The organism is Paractinoplanes toevensis (assembly GCF_018332695.1).
Classification (GTDB): domain Bacteria; phylum Actinomycetota; class Actinomycetes; order Mycobacteriales; family Micromonosporaceae; genus Actinoplanes; species Actinoplanes toevensis.
Genome location: NZ_BOQN01000100.1, coordinates 48,552 through 65,908, shown reverse-complemented (window position 1 = coordinate 65,908; position 17,357 = coordinate 48,552). Strand labels below are relative to the sequence as shown.

Annotated in this window: 13 protein-coding genes; 9 read left to right on the top strand and 4 right to left on the bottom strand. The window is 70.1% G+C overall.

All coding sequences use genetic code 11. The features are described 5' to 3' along the window. From Ato02nite_RS38195 to gatB, 5 genes are all read left to right on the top strand, one after another. Positions 1-658: BRCT domain-containing protein (locus Ato02nite_RS38195; protein ID WP_281419884.1), on the top strand; the 658-nt coding region annotated here is incomplete at its 5' end. A 786-nt stretch (positions 659-1,444) separates the two neighbouring features. Continuing rightward, complete coding sequence (locus tag Ato02nite_RS38190) at positions 1,445-3,319, top strand: putative bifunctional diguanylate cyclase/phosphodiesterase (RefSeq protein WP_213011571.1); 1,875 nt, start codon at positions 1,445-1,447, stop codon at positions 3,317-3,319. A gap of 221 nt (positions 3,320-3,540) precedes the next feature. Then, positions 3,541-3,840, top strand: coding sequence for an Asp-tRNA(Asn)/Glu-tRNA(Gln) amidotransferase subunit GatC (gene gatC / locus Ato02nite_RS38185; protein WP_203801177.1), 300 nt, complete (start codon positions 3,541-3,543; stop codon positions 3,838-3,840). Between the two features lie 2 nt (positions 3,841-3,842). Continuing rightward, entirely contained in the window at positions 3,843-5,306 is a 1,464-nt protein-coding gene (gene gatA, locus Ato02nite_RS38180) for an Asp-tRNA(Asn)/Glu-tRNA(Gln) amidotransferase subunit GatA (protein WP_213011562.1), read from the top strand. Positions 5,307-5,395: 89 nt separating this feature from the next. Then, positions 5,396-6,889, top strand: a complete 1,494-nt coding sequence (gene gatB, locus Ato02nite_RS38175) for an Asp-tRNA(Asn)/Glu-tRNA(Gln) amidotransferase subunit GatB (protein WP_213011561.1) — start codon at positions 5,396-5,398, stop codon at positions 6,887-6,889. On the opposite strand, the gene Ato02nite_RS38170 is transcribed toward gatB, so the two are convergent. From Ato02nite_RS38170 to Ato02nite_RS38160, 3 genes are all read right to left on the bottom strand, one after another. Continuing rightward, positions 6,886-8,508, bottom strand: coding sequence for a metallophosphoesterase family protein (locus Ato02nite_RS38170; RefSeq protein WP_213011560.1), 1,623 nt, complete (start codon positions 8,506-8,508; stop codon positions 6,886-6,888). The genes gatB and Ato02nite_RS38170 overlap by 4 nt on opposite strands. A 49-nt stretch (positions 8,509-8,557) precedes the next feature. Beyond that, positions 8,558-9,694, bottom strand: coding sequence for a PQQ-dependent sugar dehydrogenase (locus Ato02nite_RS38165; RefSeq protein ID WP_213011570.1), 1,137 nt, complete (start codon positions 9,692-9,694; stop codon positions 8,558-8,560). Positions 9,695-9,783: 89 nt separating this feature from the next. Continuing rightward, on the bottom strand, positions 9,784-10,158 hold the full coding sequence (locus Ato02nite_RS38160) for a PH domain-containing protein (RefSeq protein WP_246607931.1): 375 nt from the start codon (positions 10,156-10,158) through the stop codon (positions 9,784-9,786). 109 nt (positions 10,159-10,267) lie between these two features. Between Ato02nite_RS38160 and Ato02nite_RS38155 the strand changes: the two genes are divergently transcribed. Beyond that, entirely contained in the window at positions 10,268-12,853 is a 2,586-nt protein-coding gene (locus Ato02nite_RS38155; RefSeq protein WP_213011558.1) for a putative bifunctional diguanylate cyclase/phosphodiesterase, read from the top strand. 3 nt (positions 12,854-12,856) lie between these two features. On the opposite strand, the gene Ato02nite_RS38150 is transcribed toward Ato02nite_RS38155, so the two are convergent. Beyond that, positions 12,857-13,867: a LacI family DNA-binding transcriptional regulator gene (locus Ato02nite_RS38150; RefSeq protein WP_213011557.1), complete on the bottom strand. Its 1,011-nt coding sequence runs from the start codon at positions 13,865-13,867 to the stop codon at positions 12,857-12,859. Positions 13,868-14,168: 301 nt separating this feature from the next. Here Ato02nite_RS38150 and Ato02nite_RS38145 point away from each other — a divergent pair, with 301 nt between their 5' ends. The 3 genes from Ato02nite_RS38145 to Ato02nite_RS38135 all read left to right on the top strand — a co-directional run bounded on the left by Ato02nite_RS38145 (position 14,169) and on the right by Ato02nite_RS38135 (position 17,338). After that, on the top strand, positions 14,169-15,443 hold the full coding sequence (locus tag Ato02nite_RS38145; RefSeq protein ID WP_213011556.1) for an ABC transporter substrate-binding protein: 1,275 nt from the start codon (positions 14,169-14,171) through the stop codon (positions 15,441-15,443). Positions 15,444-15,506: 63 nt separating this feature from the next. Beyond that, on the top strand, positions 15,507-16,487 hold the full coding sequence (locus Ato02nite_RS38140) for a carbohydrate ABC transporter permease (RefSeq protein ID WP_213011555.1): 981 nt from the start codon (positions 15,507-15,509) through the stop codon (positions 16,485-16,487). After that, on the top strand, positions 16,484-17,338 hold the full coding sequence (locus Ato02nite_RS38135) for a carbohydrate ABC transporter permease (RefSeq protein ID WP_213011554.1): 855 nt from the start codon (positions 16,484-16,486) through the stop codon (positions 17,336-17,338). The genes Ato02nite_RS38140 and Ato02nite_RS38135 overlap by 4 nt, the downstream gene beginning before the upstream one ends. Positions 17,339-17,357: the final 19 nt, after the last annotated feature.

The following is a 17,357-nucleotide window of genomic DNA, read 5'->3' as shown; positions in this document are numbered from 1 at the left end:
GCCCGCCGGGTCGCCTGCCGCGGGCGTATCAGCCGGGTCGCCTGCCGCCGGCTCGTTCACCGAGTCGCCTGTCGCCGACCTGCCAGCCGACGAGCGGTCGGCTGATGACTCAGCCGCGGGGGCCTCGACCAGCGAGCTGTCGGCCGAGCAGTCGGCGTCCGGTGTGACCGCCGATGAGGCGGCGGCCAAGCCGGCCACCAAGCGCAAACCGAAGGCCGAGCCCGACCCGCTCTCCTCGGTCGACGGCGTCGGTCCGACGATCGCCGAAAGCCTGCGCGAGTGGTTCACCGTCGACTGGCACCGCGACATCATCCACAAGTGGCGCGAGGCCGGCGTGCGCATGGCCGACGAGCGCGTCGACACCGGCCCGCGCCCGCTGGAGGGCATGACCCTGGTGGTCACCGGCACGCTGTCCACCCATTCCCGTGACCAGGCCACCGAGGCGGTGACGTCCCGGGGCGGCAAGGTGAGCGGCTCGGTCTCGAAGAAGACAGCGTTCGTGGTGGTCGGCGAAAACCCCGGCAGCAAATACGACAAGGCCCTGCAATTGAAGGTCCCGGTCCTCGACGAGCAGGGCTTCGCCGTCCTGCTGGCCGACGGCCCGGAGGCCGCCCGAGCCGTGGCCGAGATGGCCGAGGACCCACCGGCCGACAGCTGACCGCGCCGCGCCTGGCCGTCCGGCACCGCCCCGTGCCGCTCTCTCCGGCCCTCCGGCTGAGCCCGGCCCTCCGGCTGAGCCCGGCCCTCCGGCTGAGCCCGGCCCTCCGGCTGAGCCCGGCCCTCCGGAGGCTCGGTCGGCGCCTGGCGGCTGCGGTTGGGTGCGGTAGCTTGCGCTTTGGGCTGTGGGTGGTCAGTTGTGTCGTCACTCGGATGGGGTAATTTTTGGAGATTGAGCGTTTAAAGGCTTATGCCGATTTGATAACGCCCTAGCCGTTTCGCGGCCTGCGGACAATGCGGATCTATCGTGATAACGATCGGTTGATCCCGCCATTGTGGAGGTCGTATGGACGCCGCACGCCGTCGCAGTCGCGTGGCGGGCGGTCGCGTGGGGGACGGTCGCGCTGACGGCGATCGCACCCACAACGACCGCGCCGAGGGAAGCCGTTTCGCGGAAGGCCGCGGTACAAGGGCTCACGAAGCAGGGGCTCATGGCGCAGGAGCTCGGGACGCAGGGGCTCGCGGCGCTGGGACTCAGGACGCAGAGGCTCGCGGCGCAGGGGCGCAGGATGCAAGGGCTCGCGGTACAGGGCCCCGCGGTGTGGACTCGCACGCCGGGCGTGACGACCATGCGGGGGGCGCGGCTGCCGGTGGGCGTGGGCGGCGCGGTTCCGTGGGGCGGCGGCGGGCGCTGGTGGTCACGGCGGGGATCGCGGTTGTTGTTGATTTTGTGCTTTGGGCTTTTGTCCCGGGGGATTTCGCGGCTCTGCCGGGCGCCTACTGGCTGATGGCGGCGCTGGCCGTGGTGGTTGATGCGCGGCCCTATGTGCTTGCTGATCGGCGGGCCAGTTCGGTCATTCTGCCGTCGATCTGTTTTACCTTTGCTATCGCGCTGGCCTGGGGGTTTGTGCCGGCGCTCGTGGTGCAGCTGGCCGCCGTCACCGTTGCGGGGGTGCGGATGCGGTTGCCGGTTCGGCGGACTTTGCACCTTGCCGTGCAGCATGCCGCGGCCATCGGGGCGGCGGCGGGGGTCGCTGCCATGGTGTCGCTGCGCATTGGGCCGCAGCCGGACTGGGACGATGCGCTGCTCACCGTGGCGGCGGCCGGGGTCTGGATTCTTGCCCGCTACGGGCTTGCCGCTCTGGTGGCCTGGGCCGGGTCGCATCGGAGGCGTCGGCGGGCGCGTAAGCAGAGCGTCGAGGTGCTCGCTACCGCGGCTCTGCTGCTGCTCGGGCCGGTTGTGCTGGCCACCGCGCAGGTCGGGTTGGCGTTCGTGCCGCTGGTGCTGCTCGCGCTGCATGCGGTGCACCGGATGGTTCGGTCGACCGGGGAGTCGGAGCGGGCCGCCCGGGTGGACTCGCTCACGGGACTGCCGAACCGTCGGGCCCTTCAGTCGGTGGTCGGTGAGGGTGGGCGGGAGCGGGCGCTGCTGTTGCTGGATCTCGATCGGTTCCGGGCCGTGAACGACGCGCTCGGGCATCGGGTCGGCGATCGGTTGCTGGTCGAGGTGGGGCGGCGGCTCGCCGATGTGGTCCCGGCGCACGACCTGGTGGTGCGGCTGGGCGGGGACGAGTTCGCGGTGCTCGCCAACCGGGTGGACGGGGCGCCGGAGGCCCGGCGGATCGCCTATCACCTGGCCGAGGCGCTGAACCGGCCGTTCGCGATGGATGGGCTGCCGGTCGACGTGACCGCCTCGATCGGCATCGCTCTGCAGGACGCCCCGGACGCCGACTGCGCCACACTGCTGCGCGAGGCCGAAGTGGCCATGTACGACGCCAAGCAGCGCGGGGACCAGGTGGCCGTCTACGGGCCGGACGCCGCCCATCACTCGCCGGACCGGCTCGCCCTGCTGGCCGACCTGCGCCGCGCGCTGCGCGAGGACGCGCCCGACGACGGGATCATGCTCTTCTACCAGCCGCAGATCGCCATCGCGACCGGCGAGGTGGTCGGGGTCGAGGCGCTGCTGCGCTGGCAGCATCCCGAGCGTGGCCTGGTCGGGCCGGAGGAGCTGATCCGGGTCGTCGAGCCCACGCCGGTGATGCGCCTGCTCACCGGCCGGGTTCTGCACAACGTGGTGGCCCAGCTGGCCGCCTGGCGCGAGGCCGGCACGCCGCTGCGCGCCGCGGTCAACGTCAGCGCCCGCGACCTGCACGCGGGCGGCATCGCCGACCGGGTGGAAGAGCTGCTGCACGAGTACGGCGTGCCGGCCGACCTGCTGCAACTGGAGATCACCGAGAGCGCCCTGATGGCCGACCCGCACCGCGTCCTGAACACGATCACCCGCCTGGACCGGATGGGCATCGCCATCTCGCTCGACGACTTCGGCACCGGCTACTCCTCCCTGCAGCACCTGCGCCGTCTGCCGCTGGCCGAGGTGAAGATCGACCGCTCGTTCGTCCTGGGCATGTCCACCAACCGGGGCGACGCCGCCATCGTCCGCTCGGTGATCGATCTGGCCGAGGCGATGGGCCTGCGCGCGGTGGCCGAGGGGGTGGAGGACGAACTCACCTGGCGCCTGCTGGCCGCCGCCGGTTGCCACGCCGCCCAGGGCTGGTTCCACGCCCGCCCGATGCCCCCGGCCGACCTGGCCATCTGGCTCTCCCGCTACCGGCCCGTCCGCCCCGGCCCGGCTCCCCTGGCACTACCTACGGGTTTGGGGTAGGCGCAGCCACTTACGCAGAATGAAGGGCAGGGCCGGCGCAGCTGGGCCCCGCCCGGCCTCGGCGGGAGCAGGTCCGTGCCACGCCAGGCCGTCACGTCTGACGAACTCGATCTTGTTGGTTGGGCGGGGGGAGGGTGATGTCGCTGTCCCGGCGGGAGGGGCGCGGGGCGGGCGAAATAGACTCGCCGGATCAGCTTCGGACTCGAGAAAGTAGGGGCATGATGGCCGCCATCTCCCGCGAAGAGGTCGCGCATCTCGCGCGCCTGTCGCGGCTCGCCGTGACCGAGCAGGAACTGGATCAGTTTGCGGGGCAGCTCGACGTGATCCTGCAGTCGGTCGCGCGGGTCGGCGAGGTGGCCGCGGACGACATTCCGCCCACCTCGCACTCCGTGCCGCTGACCAATGTTTACCGCGATGACGTTCCGCAGCCGTCCCTCACGCAGGACGAGGCGCTCTCCGGCGCGCCCGACGCGTTCGACGGCCGGTTCCGGGTGCCGCGGATCCTGGACGAGGAGGCGTGACGATGTCCGATCTGACCAGGATGTCGGCGGTCGAGCTGGCCGGCGCGATCAAGAGCAAGCAGGTCTCGGCGGTCGAGGTGGCGCAGGCTCACCTCGATCGGATCTCGGCCGTCGACGAGCGCGTGCACGCGTTCCTGCATGTCGACGCCGAGGGTGCGCTGGCGGCCGCCGCGCGAGTGGACAAGGGCGAGGTCACCGGGCCGCTCGCGGGCGTGCCCGTCGCGGTCAAGGACGTGATCGCCACCAAGGGCGTGCCCACCACCGCGGCCTCCAAGATCCTCGAGGGATGGCGTCCGCCCTACAGCGCGACGATCTACGAGCGGCTGCAGGCGGCCGGTACGGTGCCGCTCGGCAAGACCAACATGGACGAGTTCGCCATGGGGTCGTCGACCGAATACTCGGCCTACGGGCCGACCAACAACCCGTGGGACCTCGGCCGCATTCCGGGCGGTTCGGGCGGCGGCTCGGCGGCGGCCCTGGCCGCCTACGAGGCCCCACTTGCCATCGGTACGGACACCGGCGGCTCGATCCGGCAGCCGGGCGCGGTCACCGGCACCGTGGGGGCGAAGCCGACCTACGGCGGCACCTCGCGGTACGGGCTGATCGCCTTCTCGTCGTCGCTGGACACGCCCGGCCCCTGCGCGCGCAACGTCGAGGACGCCGCGCTGCTGCACTCGGTGATCGGCGGGCACGACGTGCGCGACTCCACCTCCATCCCGCAGCCGGTGCCGGACGTCGTGGCCGCCGCGCGGCTGGGTGCGACCGGCGACCTGACCGGGGTCAAGCTCGGCCTGGTCAAGGAGTTCGCCGGGGACGGCTCGGAGGCCGGCGTGACCGCCGCCTTCCGCGAGTCGCTCGAGGCGCTGGTCAAGCTGGGCGCCGAGGTCGTCGAGGTCTCCTGCCCGAACTTCCAGTACGCACTTCCGGCCTACTACCTGATCGCGCCGTCGGAGTGCTCCTCCAACCTGGCCCGGTTCGACGGTGTCCGCTACGGCCTGCGGGTCGGCGACGACGGCAACCGGTCGCTCGAGGAGGTCATGTCGCTCACCCGCGACGCCGGCTTCGGGCCGGAGGTCAAGCGGCGCATCATCCTGGGGACGTACGCGTTGTCCAGCGGCTACTACGACGCCTACTACGGGCAGGCGCAGAAGGTGCGCACGCTGATCACGCGGGACTTCGAGAAGGCGTTCGAGCAGGTCGACGTGCTGGTGTCGCCGACCACGCCGTTCGTGGCGTTCCCGTTCGGGTCGCGCACCTCCGACCCCTACCAGATGTACCTGGCCGACCTCTTCACGATCCCGACCAACCTGTACGGCGGTCCGGCGATCTCGGTGCCGTGCGGCCTGTCCGAGGGGCTGCCGGTCGGCTTCCAGATCATGGCACCGACCATGGCCGACGACCGGATGTACCGGGTGGGTGCGGCCCTCGAGTCGGCGGTCGGCACCTTCACCCCGCCCGCGCTGTGACCGTCGTTGCCGGAGCCCGGTCCGGGCTCCGGCATCCGCCCACTAGTCTTTAATCCGAAATCACCGGGTCCAGATCGGGAGTTCACCGCATGACGACCACCGCCCTGCCGACTTATGAGGACGCCACCGCGCGTTTCGAGCCGGTCATCGGCCTGGAGACGCACGTCGAGCTGGGCACGCAGACCAAGATGTTCTGCGGCTGCCGCACCGAGTTCGGCGCGGAGCCCAACACCCAGGTCTGCCCGGTCTGCCTGGCCCTGCCGGGCGCCCTCCCGGTGGCCAACCGTGCCGGCATCGAGGCGACGATCCGCATCGGCCTCGCGCTGAACTGCGAGATCGCCACCTGGTGCCGGATGGCCCGGAAGAACTACTTCTACCCCGACATGCCGAAGAACTTCCAGACTTCGCAGTATGACGAGCCGCTCTGCACGGATGGCTACGTCGACGTCGAGTTCGAGGGCAAGCAGTACCGCATCGGCATCGAGCGGGTTCACCTCGAGGAAGACACCGGCAAGACGCTGCACGTCGGCGGGGCCACCGGTCGCATCCAGGGCGCCACCGAGTCGCTCGTCGACTACAACCGGGCCGGCATCCCGCTCGTCGAGATCGTCACCAAGCCGGTGCCCGGCCTCGGCGCGCTGGCCCCCGAGATCGCGAAGGCCTACGTCACCGAGCTGCGCGACATCATCCGCTCGCTCGGCGTCTCCGACGTGCGGATGGAGCAGGGTTCGCTGCGCTGCGACGTCAACACGTCGCTGAACAAGCCGGGCGAGGAGTGGGGCACCCGGACGGAGACGAAGAACGTGAACTCGCTGCGCTCGGTCGAGCGCGCAGTCCGTTCCGAGATCATCCGGCAGGCGAGCCTGCTCGACGAGGGCGTCCGCATCATCCAGGAGACCCGGCACTTCCACGAGGACCGCGGCAACACCAGCCCCGGCCGCTCGAAGGAGACGGCGACCGACTACCGCTACTTCCCCGAGCCCGACCTGGTGCCGATCGCCCCCGACCCGGCCTGGGTGGCCGAGCTCAAGGCGGCCCTGCCCGAGCGCCCGAGCAGCAAGCGGGCCCGGCTGCGCGAGGAGTGGGGGATCAGCGAGATCGACATGCAGTCCGTGGCCAACGCGGGCGCGGTCGAGCTGATCGAGGAGACCATCGCGGCCGGTGCCTCCCCGGCCGGCGCGCGCAAGTGGTGGATGGGCGAGCTGGCCCGTCGTGCCAACGAGACCGGCATCGAGCTGGCCGATATCGGCGCGACCCCGGCCCAGGTCGCCGAGCTGCAGAAACTGGTCGACGCCGGCAAGCTCAACGACAAGCTGGCCCGTTCGGTGCTGGAGGGCGTCGTGGCCGGCGAGGGCGACCCGGCCGCGGTCATGGCCGCGCGCGGCCTCGAGGTGGTCAACGACGAGGGCGCGCTCACCGCCGCCGTCGACGAGGCCATCGCGGCCAACCCCGACATCGCCGCGAAGATCCGCGAGGGCAAGGTGGCAGCGGCGGGCGCGCTGGTCGGCGCGGTCATGAAGACCACGCGAGGCCAGGCGGACGCCAAGGCCGTCCGCGACCTGATCTTGGCGCGTCTTTCCTAGCGGCTGGGCTCGGCTCCGACCGGGCCGGAGGGGGACGGCGACTCGGTCGCTTCCTCCTCCTTGGCGCCGATCACGTTTCGCTGCATCTCCACGTTGGATTGGCCGGTGCCGCCCAGCTGGATGTCGTCGTACGCCTTGAGCTGGTGGTTTTCGTCGAAGTAGAGGACCGACAGGCTCAGCGGGGTCGGCTCCTCCTTCTCCAGGCCGCGCAGCCCGGCGCCGCCGGTCGAGCCCTCCACCATCAGCCGGGTCTGCATCACCGTCTGGGTGGCGGTCGCGGACGGGGTGGGGGCCGGGGAGGCTGACGCGTCCGAGGCGGCCGGTTCCGGCACCGTAACGGGCAGCAGCGAGACCTCGCGCTTGTGCAGGTGGCCGGCCAGCACCAGGGGCACCTCGCCGGACAGCGGCGGCGCCATGGCCGGGTCGTGCACCAGCGCGATGTCGACCGGCTTGCCGTAGTTCCGGATCGTCGCGGCGAGCTCGTTGCCGGCGATCGTCAGCGGGTCGGAGGCGTCCTGGCCGGCCCCGGCCGGCGTTTCGCTCTTGTCGGGAGTGAACTCGGGGTCGCCGATGCCGGCGATGGTCAGACCGTCCACCGTGGTGATCTTGTTGTCGAGGACGACGGCGTTCTTCTGGCGGGCCACGGCGTCCTGGATGGCGGCCGAGTCGTGGTTGCCGCGCACGTAGATGTAGGGCACGCCGACCGACGGGATCGAGCTCGCATATCCGGTCTCGGCGCTGGAACCCCAGTCGACCATGTCGCCGGTGTCGATCACCGCGTCGATGTCGAAGGTCTGCACCACCGTGCGGATCAGCCCGAACGACGCCGGGTTCAGGTGCAGGTCGCTGACGTGCAGGATGCGGGTGGTGTTGCCGGCCGGCTGGTAGACCGGCAGCGTCGACACCGTCGTGTAGAGGCGGCTCACGTTGCTGACGATCTGTTGCAGCTGGTCCGCGTACCGTCCGTAGTTGTCGGCGATCCGCCGGGCGTCACCCACCACGGCCGGCGCGTTGACCAGCAGGCCTTCGTAGCGTGGCTCGGCGATCGAGTCGGGCCGCAGGGTGCCGGCCGCGAGACCGACGCTGCCCAGCGTCACCACCAGCGCGGTCACCCCGGCCCCGGCGACTCGGCGCATGTTCCGGAAGATCAGCGCGGCCAGGATCATCGCGCTCAGCACCGCGATGCCGAGCGTGCGCACGCCCAGCCGGATGACGCCGGAGCGCACGTCGTCGACCGCGTTCTCGCCGGCCGAGCTGATCGCGGCCGGGTCGTCGATCAGGGCCTCGGTGCGGCTCTGGTCGAGCGACCCGAGGTTGACCTTGAGGTGGATCGGGCCGTCGTGGCTGTCCAGGTGCAGCGAGCCGAGCGGCGGGATGTCCACCTCGGTGCCGCCCAGGATGGACGGGCTGATCGACATCTCGGCCCGGAACGGGCCCACGTTGAGGCCGGCGTGCCCGAACAGCATCGTGCCGACGATCACGCCGCCGATGCTGACCAGGCCGACCGCGGCCGCGATGCGCACCCGGGTGGTCCAGCGGTTGCGGTAGACCCGGCCGGTGGCCGCGGCGACCGACCCGGAACGGCGGCGGACACGGTGCAGCCAGTGGTGATCGGTCATCGATGGATCACCCTGCCCCATCCCGGCGGTCATCAAACGGCTCCGAAGGTCAGGTGATGCCGGCGCCGCCGCCGGAGAAGACGAGACGGACGATGCGGTCGTCGTCGGGGGTCGGCTTGCCGCCGTCCTCCTGGTTCGACGTGCTGGCCCACAGCGAGCCGTCGGGGGCCGAGACCAGGCCTCGTAACCGGCCGTACTCGCCGGTCAGCAGGGCCTGCGGGGTGCCCAGCACGGTGCCGTTGCCGGTGACGCTCAGCATCCAGATCCGCTCGCCGAGGAGGCAGGCGGAGGCCACCGACTGCTCGACGAGCGCCACCCCCGCGCAGTAGGACTCGGCGATCGGCCAGGTGCGCAGCGGGTTGGTGAACGTGGGGTCGGTGCCGGTGCCGTCGACCTTGCCCCAGCCGTAGTTCTTGCCCTTCTCGATCACGTTGAGCTCGCCGAATTTGGGCTGGGCGTTCTCCGTCGCATACATCTTGCGGTCGCCGCCCCAGGCGAAGCCCTGCACGTTGCGGTGGCCGGAGCTCCAGACCAGCGAATCCTTGACCGGGTTACCCGGCGCCGGCTTGCCCGCCGTGGTCATCCGGAGGATCTTGCCGGCCAGGCTCTTCGGGTTCTGCGCCTGCGTGCCGGTGGCGGTGGCGTCGCCGGTGCCGGCGTAGAGGTAGCCGTCCGGGCCGAACGCCAGCGCACCGCCGTTGTCGTCGCGGGAGCGGGGGATGCCGGTCAGGATCGGCTGGAGCGCGCCCTTGAGCACCAGCTTGCCGATCCGGTTGTCCTTGGCGGTCGAGTAGTACACGAAGATCGTTTTGTCGGTCGGGTATTTCGGGGAGACGGCGATGCCCAGCAGGCCGCCGTCGCCGGCGGCCTGCACCTCGGCCAGCCGCTGCACCTCGGTGACTTTCAGTCCGTTCGCATCCGACTCCGGTCCGACCTGCAGGATGCGGCCGGTGTCACGCTCGGTGACCAGGGCCGCGCCATCGGGCAGGAAGGTCATGCCCCACGGGATCTCCAGGTTTTTCGCCAGCACCGTGACGGCGACCTCCTGGTCGCCGCCGGACTCGCCGGAGGGCAGTGCGGCGGAAGGTTTCGGCAGGTTGGGTGGGGTGCCCTGCTCGTCGGGATCGGGTGGCCCGAAGCTGCACGCCGTGGTCAGCGCCAGTACGGCGCCGAGCGACAGGGCCATGGCCCGGGCCCGGCGGGAACGCACGATCACGCAACCTCCTCGACTTGACGCCCCCCAGGGTAGCGGCGCCACCTGGAAACACCGGGCGATCACTCCGGGTTGGTGATCTCCTGTTTGCCGGCCGCCAGGACGCGGGGGAGATTGGCCTGCGTGACGCCGGTCAGCCGGATCATGTGGCCGTTGTCGAGCAGCGCGGAGATCTGACCGGACCGGTCGGGAGCGAGCTCGGCGATCCGCGGCCAGGGCACCTTGACGCTGCCGACCAGGGCCCTGACCCGCAGTTCGTCGGCGTAGACGTCGGTGCCGGCCCGCCACGCCCAGACGAAGGCGGCGGCCGGCAGCAGCAGCACGGGGGTCCACTCCCACCCGGCGCCGGCGAGCGGAACCGTGCCGACGAACGCGATGACCGCGGCGACCAGGAGCGCGCCGGTCTTGCGGACCCGAAGGAGGGGCTTTCTTCTCACCCCGGCATTGTCCCATCCGCCGTCTGAGCGGCCGGGACCGGTGACCGTTGTCCACAGGCGACGGATTCCGGACCGTAACCTCTTCGGTCGATCGTCGTTGATTACTGACATGGCTGTGCAACCCCCCGTGCACGCCCGGCTCGGCGTACCGCTGGTCGCCGTGACCGTGCTCATTGCCGGTGCTCTCGGCTGGACGCCGCCCGCGGTGGCGCTGGCCATCGGCATCGGCGGTACCGGCCTGTGGGCCGGTCTTCACCTGATCCGTTCGGCGCTCGAGACCCACCATCGGGACGGCACCACGGTCGCCTGTCGCGGCGCCGGCTTCGTCGGTCTCGGCGCTCTGGCCACCGGCCTCACCGCGATGGTCCCGCTCTGGGGCCCGCCGTCGGCGGGCGTCTGGGCCACTTCGGCGTACGCCGTGGTGGTGGCCCTTTGTTCGGCGGGTGTGTTGTTCCTTCCCGGCTGGGCCGACCGATGGCAGGTCCTGGCCCGCCGGGCGTTCGACGGCACCGGTCTCGGGGTGAGTCTCGCCTTCGCGGGCTACCTGATTCCCGTCGTCCGGCACCCGCATCTGCCCATCCTGCCGGCGGTCCTGCTCGGCGCGGTCGGCATCTCGATCACCGTGGTGGCGGTCCTGCGCGGCCGCCCGCACCGCCTGTCGTCGGTGCGCTGCGGGGTCGGCGTGATCGTCGTCCTGCTGGCCCTCGGCACGGTGGTCGCGTTGACCACGCTGGGGCTGGGCGGCGTCGCGCTGCCGTTGACCGGCCTGCCGATCGTGGCCGGGCTGGCCGTCGCGGCCGACGCCGGCGGTCGCCGCGGCCTGCCGCCGCCCCCGCTCGAGCCGCGCCACCCGGACCAGTACCTGGCCAGCTATCCGCTGCTCGCGGTTCCGGCCGGGGTGGGGGTGGTGGCCGCCCTCTGGCACCTGATCACGGTCGGCACCTTCGACACGACCGGGGTGATCCTCGGCATCGGCATGGTGGCCGTGCTGGCCATGCGCGAGCTGCTGGTGGTGCGGGACATCCGGCGGTACGCCGGTCAGCTCCAGGTCGCCGAGGCGCACTTCCGTTCGCTGGTGGCCGGTGCGACCGACCTGACCCTGGTGCTCGACGAGCGGCTGCGGGTCCGCTGGCAGTCGCCGGCCGCGTCCCGGCTGTTCGGCCTCTCCGACGACGAGGTGGTGGGCCGCGCCTTCGGTGACCTGATCCACCCCGAGGATGTGGCCGGCGCCCAGGCGGTGATCGACTCGGTGCTGGCCGGCGGGCCCGACGGCGGGTCACCGGCCCTGGTCAACGCCCGGCTGCGGGACGGTGCGCGGCTGTGGCGGGACACCGAGTCGACCATCTCCGACCAGCGGGCGGTGCCCGAGGTGGCGGCGCTGGTGGTGCATGTGCGGGACGTCGGCGAGCGGCGGCATCTCGAGCGCACGCTGCACAAGCTGTCGTACTCCGACCAGCTCACCGGCCTGGCCAACCGGCGTGCGCTGATGCGCGACCTGCTCGCCTACCGGCGCGGGGCCGGTCAGCAGGGCACCCTGCTGGTGATCGATCTGCACGGCCTGCCCACGATCAACGACACCCGCGGCCGGGAGGTCGGCGACGCGGTGCTGATCGAGGTGAGCCGCCGGATCCGGGCGCTGCTGCACGAGGGTGATGTGGCCGCCCGGCTCGGCGGTGCCGACTTCGCGGTGCTCAGTGCCGACGGGGCGGTGCTGGCGTACGCGCTGGCCTGCCGGATCGCCACGGTGCTGGCCGAGCCGTACCAGCTGCCCGGCGTGATCGTCGATGTGCACACCAGCATCGGCCTGGCCGAGCTGGCCGGCGGCGGTGACTGCGACGAGGTGCTGCGCCAGGCCGACCTGGCCCGCAAACGGGCCCGGCAGATCGGCCGGGACCGGGTGGAGTGGTACGACCCGGACGTCGAACGGCAGCTCAACCGCTGGATGGACCTGGAGCGGCAGGTGATCGGGGCGGGTGCGCGGGGTGAACTCGACGTGGTCTTCCAGCCGGTCATCGACCTGCGGGCGGGCCGGCCGGTCGGCGTCGAGGCACTGCTGCGCTGGCGGCACCCGGAACTCGGCACGATCCTGCCGGCCGAGCTGCTGCCGATCGCCCGGTCGGTGGGCATCGCCGCGCAGCTGGACGAGTGGGTGCTGGACGCGGCTTGCAAGCATGTGGCGAGTTGGTCGACGAGTTTCTGGCTGTCGGTCAACGTGTCGCCACGTGAGCTGCTCACGGCTCGTTTCCCCGAGCGGGTGGCGGCGACGCTGCGGCGGCGCGGGCTGGCTCCCGAGCGGCTGGTGATCGAGGTGGCCGAGGACTGGATCGCCGAGGACCTGCCGTCGATCGTGGCGGCTCTGTCCGGGCTGCGTACGTTGGGCGTTCGGGCCGCACTCGACGACTTCGGCGCCGGCCAGGCGTCCCTGTCCCACCTGCGCCGCCTGCCGGTCGACATGCTGAAGCTGGACGCCTCGCTGGCCGCTCCGCCGGCCGTGGACGGTGCGCCGGCCGTCATGGACGTGGTGGTGAGCCTGGGGCGCCGCCTCGGCATGGAGATCGTCGCGAAGGGTCTGGAGGCGTCCGGGCAGGCCGAGCGGGCCGCCGCGGCCGGCTGCCGGTACGGCCAGGGCTTCGGGCTGGCCCGTCCGGCCCCGGCCGAGCGGATGGAGGCTTACCTGGAGAGCCACCGCGGTTAGCGCCTAGCGGGGCGGGGCGGTGCTTCCGCGCGGGGTCAGCTGGGCCGGGCCGGCCTCCACATTGGTGACCTGTTTGCCGTCGATGGTGGCGAGCAACTCGCGGGCCGCGTGCGCGCCGTACTCCGCGATGTCGCGGGACAGGGCGGTCAGCGGTGGGTGCACGAGACTGCACAGCGGCGAGTCGTCCCAGGCCACGATGGACAGATCGCCCGGAACGGCCAGGCCCATCTCCTGCGCCACGGCCAGACCCGCCACGGCCATCACGTCGTTGTCGTAGATGATCGCGGTCGGGCGCTCGGTGTCGATGAGCAGCCGGCGGGTGGCCCGGCTGCCCTCCTCGCCGGTGTAGTCGGACGGCACGGTCGTCGCCTCGAGCCCGAGCGATGTGCAGATGTCGTTGAACGCCCGGGTGCGGGCCTGGGTGTGCAGCAGGCCGGGCAGGCCGCTGACCCGGGCGATCCGCCGATGGCCGAGCGCGACCAGGTAGCGAACCGCCTCGGTGATCGCGCCGGCGTCGTCCGACCAGATCTGGGCGATGTTGCCGGTCTCGCCGGGGCCACCGATCACCACGGCGGGCAACTGCAACTGTTGCAGGACCGGGATGCGGATGTCATTTTCTCGGAGGTCGGTGACGATCACGCCGTCGATCCGGCGCTCGCCCCACCACCGGCGGTAGACCTCCACCTCGAGCTCGGGCGTGGCCACGACCTGGAGGGTCAAGGCGTACGACCGGGCCGAGAGCTCGGCCTCGAAACCGCTGATCAGGCCCATGAACCAGGGCTCGATGCCGAGGATGCGGGCCGGCCGGCACAGCGTCAGTCCGACGGCGCGCGCGCTGGCGCCGGACAGCGCGCGGGCAGCACTGTTCGGGTTGAACCCGATTTCCTGGGCGATGGCAACGATGCGCTGCCGGGTCGCTTCGGAGACTCCGGGCTGTCCGTTGAGCGCGTACGAGACGGCACCCTTGGACACGCCCGCCCGCCGCGCGATGTCGGCGATCGTGGGCCGCTTCACTCGGTCTCCCTCTGACTTTCCGGCTGAAGCTTACCGGCAACTGAAATCGGTAGAGCGCTCTCACGCGGTCGCGCGGCCAGATGATCAAGCGACGGGGTAGCGGCTTGATCGGTTAAGTGTTACGGGACACAAGCCCGCTTGTAAACGCCGATCGCCATAAAAGTCCGATTCGCCCAACTTAACGTTCACTGACAACGATGGCAAATCAACGCTGTAACACGCTATTGACAGTCATCGAGGTGAGGCTTAGCGTCTCCACAACTTACCCGGTTCAGTAAATTCTCTCCTCTGTGGAGGCGCAATGAAACACCTTGGCAAGAGTGGGCTGGCGGCAGCGGCCGCGGCAGCGCTGCTCCTTTCCGGATGCAGCGGGCAGAGCCTCGAGGGCAACAACGACAAGGCGGCCGAGGGCGCGGTGACCCTCAAGATCGCCTTCTGGGGCGACATGGGCCTCGACAAACTCAAGACCCAGTACGAGGCGGCCCATCCGAACGTCAAGATCGTGCTGAACTCGGGCGAGTACAACGCCCAGCACGAGGACCTGCAGAAGAAGCTGGTGGCCGGCTCCGGCGCCCCGGACATCTCGGCCATCGACGAGGGCTTCATCGTCCAGTTCCGCAGCCAGGCCGACAAGTTCGTGAACTTCATGGACAAGGGCGGCGCCGACTACGAGGCGAAGTACCTGCCCTGGAAGTGGAAGCAGTCGCTGTCCAGCGACGGCAAGCAGATCGGCCTCGGCACCGACGTCGGCGGCCTGGCCATGTGCTACCGATCCGACCTGTTCCAGAAGGCCGGCCTGCCCACCGACCGCGAGGCGGTCAGCAAGCTCTGGACCAACTGGGACGACTTCATCAACGTCGGCAAGCAGTACACCGCGAAGACCGGCAAGAAGTTCATCGACTCGGGCACCAACATGTTCAACCCGGTGCTCTCCCAGCAGGCGGTCGGCTTCTACGACGAGAGCGAGAAGCTGCAGATGGAGGGCGGCCCCAAGGTCGCGTTCGACGTCAGCATGAAGGCCGTCGACGCCGGCATCTCGGCCAACCTCGCCAGCTTCCAGCCCAACTGGGACCAGGGCTTCAAGAAGGACCAGTTCGCCGTCCTCGCCTGCCCGGCCTGGATGCTCGGCCACATCCAGGACACCGCGCCCGAGCAGAAGGGCAAGTGGGACATCGCCGCGATCCCCGGCGGCGGCGGTAACTGGGGTGGCTCGTGGTGGACCATCCCGTCCCAGGGCAAGAACGTCGACGCCGCGGCCGACTTCGTGAAGTGGCTCGTCGCGCCGGAGCAGCAGATCGAGGTCTTCAAGACGGTCGGCAACCTGCCCTCGCAGCCGGCCCTCTACAAGGACGCGGCGGTGCTGGACTACAAGAAGGAGTTCATGAGCAACGCGCCCACCGGCCAGATCTTCGCGGCCACCGCGGAGCAGCTGAAGCCGCAGTACCTGGGCAAGAAGAACGGCCCGACCCGCGTTGCCGTGGAGAACGTGATCACCCAGGTCCAGCAGGGCAAGCTGAAGTCGGCCAACGCCTGGGCCGAGGCGGTCAAGCAGGCCGAGAAGGCGTCCACCTCCTGAGTCTGAACCTCTGATAGCGGCGGGGCGGCTTCTGCCGCCCCGCCCTTCCCACTAGGAGTGGCCGTGTCCCTCACCCAGCTCCGGCCGTCGCCGCAGCACGCGGCGCCGCCGCCCAAGCCGAACCGGGCCAAGCTCTGGCTCTACCGGTTCGACACCAAGGCAACGCCGTACATCTTCATCGCCCCGTTCTTCATCATCTTCACGATCTTCGGGCTCTTCCCGATCATCTTCAACGCCATCGTCTCGCTGCGGACCTGGCGGCTGGACGACCCGGACAAGGACGGCTGGGCCGGCTTTGACAACTTCAGCAAGCTGCTTTCCGATTCCGACTTCTGGAACGCGCTGTACAACACGATCGGCATCTTCATCCTGTCGACGGTGCCGCAGCTGCTCCTCGCGCTGATCCTGGCCAATCTGCTCAACCGTAAGCTGAGCGGGCAGACCTTCTGGCGGATCGGCATCCTGCTGCCCTACCTGACCCCGGTGGTCGCCTCGACGCTGGTCTTCGCGGTGTTCTTCGCCCGCGACAGCGGCATGGCGAACTGGTTCCTGTCGCTCGTCGGCTATGGCCAGGAGCAGCCGCTCGACTGGCGGGCCGACAAGTGGAGCAGCTGGATCGCCATCGCCACGATGGTCAACTGGAAGTGGATCGGCTACAACGCATTGCTCTACCTCTCGGCGATGCAGGCGATTCCCAAGGACGTGTACGAGGCGGCGGCCGTCGACGGCGCCGGACCCTGGCGTCAGCTGTGGCGGATCACCGTGCCGATGATCCAGCCGGTCGTGGTGTTCACCGTGATCCTGTCGACGATCGGCGGGCTGCAGCTGTTCAACGAGCCGATGATGTTCGACGAGAACCCGCAGTCGGCCAGCGGCGGTTCCGCCCACCAGTTCCAGACCATCGCCGTGATGATCTACAAGGTCGGCTGGAAGGACCTCAACCTCGGGTACGCGGCCGCGATCTCCTGGGCGCTCTTCCTGCTCATCCTGATCGTCGCCGCCATCAACGCCACGCTCACCAAGCGCATCGGAGGGGACCGGTGACGACCTTCGTGAACCGGGCGCCGCAGGACACTCGCGGCAGTTGGAAGACGTACCTCGGTCTCGTCCTGATTTTGCTCTTCTCGGCTTTTCCGGTGTATTGGATGCTCGTCATCGCGACGAGCACCGACGCGGCCGTCACGCAGATCCCGCCGTCGGTGATCCCCGGCGGCGAGCTGATGAACAACCTGCGCGAAGTCTTCACGATGAACGAGGTCTACTTCACCGCCTCGCTGATCAACAGCTTCATCGTGTCCTCGGTGATCACCGCGTCGACGCTGTTCTTCTGCTCGCTGGCCGGGTTCGCCTTCGCGAAGCTGCGCTTCCCGGCCCGCAACGCGCTGATGTTCGTGGTGATCCTGACCCTGACCGTGCCCAACCAGCTCGGCGTGGTGGCCCTCTACATCCTGATGGGCAAGCTCGGCTGGAACGGCACCCTGCTCGCGGTCATCGCGCCCGGGCTGGTCAGCGCGTTCGGCGTCTTCTACATGCGGCAGTTCATCGCGCACGCGGTGCCGGACGAGCTGGTCGAGTCGGCCCGGATCGACGGCGCGATGACCATGCGGGTCTACTGGAGCATCGTGCTGCCGGCGATCCGGCCGGCCCTCGCGGTGCTCGGCCTGCTGACCTTCGTGATGGCCTGGAACGACTTCCAGTGGCCGCTGATCACGCTGAACGGCACCGAGTTCCCCACCTCGATGGTCGCGCTCAGCGACCTGGCCAGCGGCAACTATGTGATCTACCGCCGGGTGCTGGCCGGCGCCTTTGTGGCTACCGTTCCCTTGATCGTTCTGCTGCTCGTCGGTGGTAGGCAGATCGTTCGAGGGATCATGGAAGGCGCAGTTAAGTCCTGATTTTTCCGTTATAGGGAGC

What these genes read in the sequence shown, in the direction of transcription:
- Ato02nite_RS38190 (WP_213011571.1), top strand. Translation starts at nt 1,445, where the DNA reads ATGGCGGCGCTGGCCGTGGTGGTTGATGCGCGGCCCTATGTGCTTGCT.
- gatC (WP_203801177.1), top strand. Translation starts at nt 3,541, where the DNA reads ATGGCCGCCATCTCCCGCGAAGAGGTCGCGCATCTCGCGCGCCTGTCG.
- gatA (WP_213011562.1), top strand. Translation starts at nt 3,843, where the DNA reads ATGTCCGATCTGACCAGGATGTCGGCGGTCGAGCTGGCCGGCGCGATC.
- gatB (WP_213011561.1), top strand. Translation starts at nt 5,396, where the DNA reads ATGACGACCACCGCCCTGCCGACTTATGAGGACGCCACCGCGCGTTTC.
- Ato02nite_RS38170 (WP_213011560.1), bottom strand. Translation starts at nt 8,508, where the DNA reads ATGACCGATCACCACTGGCTGCACCGTGTCCGCCGCCGTTCCGGGTCG.
- Ato02nite_RS38165 (WP_213011570.1), bottom strand. Translation starts at nt 9,694, where the DNA reads ATGGCCCTGTCGCTCGGCGCCGTACTGGCGCTGACCACGGCGTGCAGC.
- Ato02nite_RS38155 (WP_213011558.1), top strand. Translation starts at nt 10,268, where the DNA reads ATGGCTGTGCAACCCCCCGTGCACGCCCGGCTCGGCGTACCGCTGGTC.
- Ato02nite_RS38145 (WP_213011556.1), top strand. Translation starts at nt 14,169, where the DNA reads ATGAAACACCTTGGCAAGAGTGGGCTGGCGGCAGCGGCCGCGGCAGCG.